Origin of the sequence: Thermoleptolyngbya sp. M55_K2018_002 (genome assembly GCF_015295965.1) — a bacterium.
Taxonomy (GTDB): Bacteria; Cyanobacteriota; Cyanobacteriia; order Elainellales; family Elainellaceae; genus Thermoleptolyngbya; species Thermoleptolyngbya sichuanensis.
Genome location: NZ_DVEA01000227.1, coordinates 1 through 7,722, shown reverse-complemented (window position 1 = coordinate 7,722; position 7,722 = coordinate 1). Strand labels below are relative to the sequence as shown.

Genomic DNA, 7,722 nt, shown 5'->3' with positions numbered 1-7,722 from the left:
CTTTTCAACTGACCGTTCAAAGACTGTCTTTTCTTTTTGTTTCTAAGGATAAATCGTTTAATAAACCCTTCGGAACCTTTGAAAATACATCCCTTGGAAAAAATACACAGATAATTTTAAGAGGCTAAATGTGATGCTAAGCCACCATACAGAGAGCGACGCAGTGTTTACTCCAGAGCAGGTGCTAGAAAATCGCGGCCGTGTGGCCATTTTTATCGACGGGTCTAACCTGTTTTATGCCGCGCTGCAACTCGGCATTGAAATTGACTACACTAAGCTGCTCTGCCGCCTCACGGCTGGCTCTCGGCTGCTGCGGTCGTTCTTCTACACTGGCGTAGACCGCACCAACGAAAAGCAGCAGGGCTTTTTACTGTGGATGCGGCGCAATGGCTATCGCGTGATTTCTAAAGACCTGGTGCAACTGCCGGATGGTTCCAAAAAAGCCAATTTGGACGTGGAAATTGCCGTAGATATGATGGCGCTGGTGGGGGCCTATGATACGGCGGTGCTGGTGAGCGGGGATGGCGACCTGGCCTATGCCGTGGATGCGGTGAGCTATCGGGGCGTGCGGGTGGAGGTGGTCAGCCTGCGCTCAATGACCAGCGACAGCCTGATTAACGTGGCCGATCGCTACATCGACCTGGATTCTATTAAAGAAGACATCCAGAAAACGCCCCGACACAACTACACCTATCGTCCGCTGTCGGGTATTGGGCTGTCGGATGAGCAAGAGTCAGAATAGCAAGAGTCAGAATAGCAAGAGTCAAAATAGCAAGAGTCAGAATAGACGCTTGAATGCAGCTAGGGGTTTGTCAGCAACCCTGGCGGATGGTGGGGATTGAACCAGCGGATCGCGCAAAATCTGTCTACCCGCAGGAGCAACAGCGGCCGTCCGTCGTCTAAGGTAGAGGCTGGGCCAGATTCAGAACCCTGAAGCGGTACTCCTGGCTGGGCGATCGCCCCTGATGCTTCGAGTTGGGTAAAGATTGGGTGACTTTGATGCCTCGTTTTATCTCTATCTGGGCTTTGCTGACCGCAGGGTTGATGGTCGGGTTGACGGCTTGCCAGCCTAGAAACCGTGCCTCGGAGCGGCTGGCGCGGGATAGCGCTGCGGTTCAGCAAATTGATACCAACCTGACCTTCAACAACATTACGCTGGATCAGGCAGATGAACAGGGCAAAACGGTCTGGCGCATTACGGCTAAGCAGGCGACCTATAGCGAAGATAAGCAAATCGCCAGATTGACCCTGCCCGAAGGCGAACTCTATCAAGATGGAAAAGCGGCCTATCAGGTAAAGGCGCAGTCGGGTGAAATTCTGCAAAATGGCGAGAAGATTTTCCTGCGGGGCGACATCGAGGCAGTTGACCTAGAAAGCAAGGCGGTGCTGAAGGCGCAGGAACTGGAGTGGATTCCGAATCGCAGCCTGTTGATTCTTCGCAAAGACCTGACAGGAACCCACCCGCAGATTCAGATCGCCGCAGACCAGGCGCAAATTTTCAACAAAGAACGCCGCATGGAGCTGAGCGGGCAGGTTACTGCGACGACGACTGATCCCGTGCTGCAACTGAAGGCGGAGCGGCTCGTGTGGCTGATGCAGCGAGAACAGGTGGTGAGCGATCGCCCACTGCAAGTGACCCGGTTCTTGAACCAGCAGGTGAGCGATGTGGCCCAGGGAAACCAGGGCAATCTGAACCTGCAAACCAACGTGCTGACCCTAACCAACAGCGCCCGCATTGTCACCAGCGACCCGCCGCTGCAAATTAGCAGCAATTCTCTGGTGTGGAATGTGCCACAGGAAGTGCTGAATACCGACCAGCCTGTGACGGTGATTCAGCGGCAGGAGCAAGTGACCCTGGCCGCAAATGCCGGACGGTTTAACCTGGGCCCGCAAACGGCAACGCTCACGGGAAACGTCCGCGCCGTGGGGCAGCGCAACCAGGCGCAACTCAATGCCAACCGACTGGACTGGAATATCCGCAGCCGCGAGGTTGTTGCCGAGGGGGATGTGGACTATCGCCAGACCGATCCACCCGTCACCATGCGGGGCCCCCGTGCTGTCGGCAAGCTAGAGCGGCAGACCGTGACTGTTAGTGGCGGGCGCGTAGTGACAGAGATTATTCCTGAAGGGCTTTGAGGTGGGGGGAAGGCGGGAAGAAAGAAGAACGAAGAGCGAAGAACGCAACTTCTTCTTTTGATACTCGGCCTACAGCTAATACGCTGCCTACAGCGGTACGTTTCGTGCCGGATCGCCCAACTGCTGTTGATAGATGGGCAGGCGATCGCTCGGCTGAATTTCTGCGGGAACGGGGGTTGCTTCTCCCCACTGGCTGACGAGGGCTTGCAAGAGACGGTCTTGCTCGGCGCGGACGCTGCCCAGGTCGGCTGTGCCAATGTCGATAATGGCGAACCACACTATGCCGCGATCGCGCGTCGGCAGGGCCCCCGCCAGCGAACTGACCCGATCGAGCGTGCCCGTTTTCACTGGCGTGCCGGCCGTAATGCGGCGATCGCCCAGGGTTCCCCGTTCGCGCCCGACGACGGGAAACAGGTCAGATACGCTGAGTCCCTCCGCCTGGAGCGATCGCTGGGTTGCCGTTAGCATTGCCACCACGGCGCGGGGAGAAATCTGGTTTTCTTCGCCCAGCCCAGAGCCGTTGATCAGCCGGACTTCTTCAGCGGGTATGTTTGCCGCCGCTGCTGCCGTTCGAGCCACTGCCGAGCCACCGCCAAGCTGTTGCGCCACTGAGTCGGCAATGAAGTTGTTGCTGAAAATATTCATTGCCTTCAATACCTGCACCAGGCTGAGGGAGCGGCGTTGCAGCACGGGCGTAAAGGCAGGCGGCCGGGCCAGGCTAACCACCTCACCAGCGATCGCCACGCGGGGCTGGGGCGTACCGGGCGGAAGCTGGGTGTATTGGGTCTGCGCTTCGCCTGTCCACAGGTCAGCGTTGATCCCCTGCCGCAGGAGCGCCCCGGACGTTTGGGGATCGCCTTTGAAGTTCATGGCAAAGTTGCCCGCGATCACCAGATTGCCCTCCACCCGCCGGATGCCCCGCTGTTCTAAGGCATTCCCCAGGGCGATCGCCTCTTCCCAGACAAACAGCGGATCGCCGCCGCCCTGAATCACCAGATCGCCGCGCACCACGCCATTGTCGATGGGCCCCGTCACGCCCACGGTGGTATTGAACGTATGCGACGTACCCCAGGTTTTAAGCGCTGCCAGCGTGGTCGGAATTTTGGTCAGCGAGGCCGCTGGAATCGGCTCCAGACCTTTGTGTTCACTCAGAATTTGGCTGCCCGACTGCACCCATATCCCCTGAGCGCTGGCGGGCATTCCCATTGCCTCCAGGGCCAGCAGGTGTTGACGAAGGGCGGCGATCGCCGTCGGATCTTGCACAAGCCGCGGCTGCACCAGCGCCTCCAGCCAACTGCCATCTTTCCAGCCCGCCCAATCTACCACCCGCAGGGGTTCAGCGGAGTTTTGCTCTGCTGCCCGCACCTCAGCGGAAAATAGCCCCATACTCAAGCAGCAAACCAGGGCCGCCGCCCCTCTAGCGCTACGTTGCATAGTCCGTCGGTCAGGTTGCAGGTGACCTAACAGGTGAACTAATAAGTGACCTAACCCGTGACGTTGCCGATGTTGTAGACCCTCTCGCAAAATGCTGACTCGCACAGCCGACTCCCGTAAATTGCACGTAAATTGCAGTTGAATTGCAGTTGTGAATGGCCCCTGAATGACCGTCTGAACGGCACTCCTTAGTATCTTAAGCAATCAGCAGCAATCAGCATCGGAGCGTTACGGGGCGTTATTGGATTCATTATGATTCAGGCCTTTAGGAAGGGACTCAGGAACCCATTTGGCGATTTTAGGCAGGTGTTGTAACGTGAGTGAAGCCGGGCCTGCGCCAAATCAATGATTAGCACTCGGACTGACATTTAGGAACTGATACTTGGGAACTGATACTTGGGAACTGATACTTGGGAACTGAACTCATGAACCCCGACGAAATTTTGCAAGGGCTACAAAAAGGCTTTCGCGTTACTTTGGGAGCCGCCAGCACGCTGGCCGAAACGATTCAAGACAGCCAGCGGCGCGAAGAAACCCTGGCGCGGCTGCGGACTGACCCCAGCGGGCTGGCCGACGATCTGGCCGCCAAAGGCGAAGTGACGGAGCAAGAGGCCCGCGCTTTTTTGGATAACCTGATGGCGCAGCGTCCAGCAGGGGCTTCCTGGAGTGGCCCATCTGGCTCCTCCAGCGGCCCAACCGCCTCGACTGGCGGTGTGCCCGTTGCCCCACCTGATATTCAGGCAGACTTGAAAGACCTGACAGAGCAAATTTCTGCGATGCGGGCGGAGCTAGAGCGGCTTCGTCAGCAAGGCAGTTAGTCTGCGTCTCCACAGAATAATCGCAAAGTAGTCCTGAGGACTATCCTCAAGACTTTTCTTAGGACAAGTCATTGCCAAGATTCGCTGGGAGACTTCGTAAAAAAGTTTGCGGCATAGCGTCTAGAAATACCGCTATGTTCTCAGGACTGTCCTGCAAACAATCTTGCCATTGAGCTTCCCAGGAAAATTTTTAGAAAAGCGCTCCGAAACGATTTCAGGAAAGCCCTGTTGTTTTAAGGACTTTCCTGAGAACCAGCTTGAGAACTGGATTGTGGGAAACCTTTCAGCAGGCATTTACTAATTTTCTGTATAGTCCTGAGGACAGTTTTCAGGACTTTTCTGAGGACAGAGTTGCGGCAAAGCCTATGAGGAAAATCCTGAGGAAAGTCTTTAGGAAAGTTTTCATGAAAGTCCTAAAAGTCCTCAGGACTGTCCTCAGGACATGCTATAGTTTTAACTGACAGCAGGATCTACGCAGTTGGGCGGTCTCTTGCAGGCGCAGCCCGCAAGAAATCCTCCAAAACGCAGAAACTGATCGCAAGTGCGTAAGTCCTGTGACACAAAAGGCTAAAGGGTTCAGGAAGACTAGCCCCCACTGGTGGGTCGAGCTTCCGCTGGCGGACAAATGCCAGAGCAACTGATAGCCCATCACCTTGGTCAAACCTCAGCCCAAAGCTGTGCCAAAAACTAAGGTGATGCCAGTGCGAACACCAACATCACCTAAGAAAAAGAAAGAACGAACAATCGAAAAAGTCGAGTGTATCGAATATGCGAAGTCTAGCCAGCCTGACCGCTGGCTTTTTTATTTTACAGGCTTCTACGTATGACGCAAAGGGGCCTGATGACTTTCATATTAGCTGTCACATGGCATATTAGCTGTTATGTAGCTGTCTAAATTTCTGTCCAATGTCGCTAGCCGTACTCAACTCCGCTCTTTCGAGACTTTCCAGGCGGTTTCTCCACCTGCTCGATATCCCGACTTGGTAAACGTAAATCCGGCTTCTGAAAAGCGATCGCCATAGTACTGCATTTCCGAGATTGACAAATCCAGTAGATCGGCGATTTCGGAGGTTCGCATCAGCCAGCCGTTTCGCGCTGCGTCTTCCAGCTTTTGGTAATAGGCGAGGGGGTCTTGGGGAGGTTGGAGGCGGTTGGCAAACTGAGCGGCGATCGCCGACACTAAATTAATCACATCAGGCTGTATATTGGACAGTCCTGAGGAATCTCCAGAAGACGAGGTTTGTGCAGGCTGAATGCCTCGGCTTTCCAGAAATTCGGGCATCGTGCCGCCAGATTTGATGAACTGGTGCAAGTCGTCGAGCAGGCGCAACTGTTCTGCATTGACAAAGGACTTGTTGCCGACCTTTTGAGGGTCAATGCCCAGATCGTTCAGCCGTTTATAGACAGCGCTTTTGACCAGTCCATATCGCTGCATCAGTTGATTGACCGGGATTCGGTCGATTTCGCCGCCGTTCATCTGCGTTCCTCTGGACAGTCCTGAAGACTATCCTCTCAGTATCGCGTATGATTCCGTCCTGTGAAAAGTCCTAAAGAAAGTCTGCTATGGCAAAGGACAGAGGAACAGGGCCGGGAGCAAAAGGCGAAATAATCAGCGTAATTCAGGTAAGGCAAGGATTCCATAGGTCTAGAATCTGATCCTGAAGTCGTGCGTGAAGCGGGCCAAAGCTATGCCAAACTTTGTCCACTAACTTGTCCACTAGACAGTCCTGAGGAATGTAATTTGGTGGTGCATCTCTGTCCTCAGGACTATCCTGAAGACTGTTCTGAATTGGACAAATGGATTCCCGAAAAGCTTCCCGATTTGTTCCTGGCTAGCGCGTCAGCAGCACAAACACCGTCTGCATCAGCCCCACAACCACACCCAAAATGCCGCCCAGGTTCACGATGCCCTGGAGTTCACTTTTCACAATGCCCTGGATGGCGGCTTCCAGGTTTTGCGGTGAGGTCGCTTTGACGCGATCCATAATGACCTGCTCCAGGTTCAAGATGGGAATCGCCTGTTTTACGATCGCCTCTAGATCCCGCTCCAGATAGCGTTCCAAGACCAGGGCCAGTTCCTTGCTGACAGGCTCCAGCGAACTGTTCACCGCTTCCGAGGCCCGCAGTCGGTTCACCAGCAATCCCGCCACCTTGTCCCAATCGACCGAATTGCTCAGCCCCATCAGCAACTCTTCGCCCTGGGTTTGCAAATAGTGGCGAAAGTTGTCGCGCAGCGTCCGGCGCAATTGTCGCACTGTAGACACGGGCAGGTTTTGCAGCGACAGATTTTGCAGCACTTCCCGCAGCCGATCCTGAATATTTAGCGTGCGGATCAGTTCCTTGATTACGGCGTTGCTGGCATCGGGTTCGTCCAGACAGTGGGTTCGCAGCCGCACTAGCGCATTTCGCACGCCAAATAGGTTTGCCACGACCCAGTAGGTGCCGCTGGTTTTTGACCGAAAGCTTTCGTCTATGACCTGAATGTTGCGATCGGTGAGGAAGTCGATCGCGCCCTGACGCAGCACGTCTGGAGGCAGCACTGCATCCAGCATCCATTTGGAAAGTTGCTCGGCCTGCGACTGAGAAAACTGAAACTCCAGCAATACTTGGTCAAACAACTGATTGAGCTGGGCTTCTAGAAAATCTTCGCGCCGTGCTAGCACCTTGATTGTGCGGGGCAACGACTGTCCTACCAGATCGTGCAGAATGTTGGAGACAATTTTGACCGTGCGCTGCTCGTTGCCCTGCTGAATCTGGGTCAGGGTGAGCGAGAGGAGCCACTGAATTGCCGCCTGCACGCGCTCCGGCTGCAAGAGCCGTCGGGCAATGTTTTGCAGTTCTTCTGGGGTCAGCAGCGATCCGAGAATGGCGTTAGAAATACGCTGGGCTAGTCGCTCTTGGTTTGCTGGAATTAGCCCCGGTGTGAAAGGCAGTCGCCGTCCGCCGAGGTAAATCGGCTTATAGGGGCGAAAGAGCATTTTGATGGCGATGTCATTGGTGAAATAGCCAATGATGCCGCCAAGAATGGGTGGTGCAATGAGGATGACGAGAGACTGGAGGTTCAACGGATGCGGCGTGGCAGGATGAGGATTGGTCTGCCCATTTCGACCATACCGCTTTCTAGGGATCAGGTGCCAGGTTTTGAGAGGCAGCGGGCGAGGGCTGGGTTCCAAGCCCTTGAATTTATGGCCTATGTTGCTTAGAGGATGTCTGAAAAGTCCTACTGTTTGTAGCAAAGCGTGCAAGATCTCCCTAAATCCCCCTTAAAAAGGGGGACTTTAAGGCGGTTTCCCCCCTTGTTAAGGGGGGCTAGGGGGGATCTCTGAGTGCTTAA

General features: G+C 54.9%; 6 protein-coding genes. 3 read left to right on the top strand and 3 right to left on the bottom strand.

Annotated features, from left to right (window positions below):
- Window positions 1-133 precede the first annotated feature (133 nt).
- Window positions 134-742 (top strand): NYN domain-containing protein, encoded by a 609-nt coding sequence (locus IGS51_RS11215; RefSeq protein ID WP_297078478.1) that lies wholly within the window; start codon window positions 134-136, stop codon window positions 740-742.
- 257 nt (window positions 743-999) lie between these two features.
- Complete coding sequence (gene lptC, locus IGS51_RS11210; RefSeq protein ID WP_297078477.1) at window positions 1,000-2,136, top strand: LPS export ABC transporter periplasmic protein LptC; 1,137 nt, start codon at window positions 1,000-1,002, stop codon at window positions 2,134-2,136.
- An 87-nt stretch (window positions 2,137-2,223) separates the two neighbouring features.
- Here lptC and IGS51_RS11205 read toward each other — a convergent pair whose 3' ends face one another.
- Complete coding sequence (locus IGS51_RS11205) at window positions 2,224-3,570, bottom strand: D-alanyl-D-alanine carboxypeptidase (protein ID WP_297078476.1); 1,347 nt, start codon at window positions 3,568-3,570, stop codon at window positions 2,224-2,226.
- A 425-nt stretch (window positions 3,571-3,995) separates the two neighbouring features.
- Here IGS51_RS11205 and IGS51_RS11200 point away from each other — a divergent pair, with 425 nt between their 5' ends.
- On the top strand, window positions 3,996-4,388 hold the full coding sequence (locus IGS51_RS11200; RefSeq protein ID WP_297078475.1) for a hypothetical protein: 393 nt from the start codon (window positions 3,996-3,998) through the stop codon (window positions 4,386-4,388).
- Window positions 4,389-5,310: 922 nt separating this feature from the next.
- Here IGS51_RS11200 and IGS51_RS11195 read toward each other — a convergent pair.
- Both IGS51_RS11195 and IGS51_RS11190 read right to left on the bottom strand, forming a co-directional pair.
- On the bottom strand, window positions 5,311-5,865 hold the full coding sequence (locus tag IGS51_RS11195; protein ID WP_297078474.1) for a hypothetical protein: 555 nt from the start codon (window positions 5,863-5,865) through the stop codon (window positions 5,311-5,313).
- A gap of 355 nt (window positions 5,866-6,220) precedes the next feature.
- Window positions 6,221-7,453: a DUF445 family protein gene (locus IGS51_RS11190; protein WP_297078473.1), complete on the bottom strand. Its 1,233-nt coding sequence runs from the start codon at window positions 7,451-7,453 to the stop codon at window positions 6,221-6,223.
- Between the last annotated feature and the right edge of the window lie 269 nt (window positions 7,454-7,722).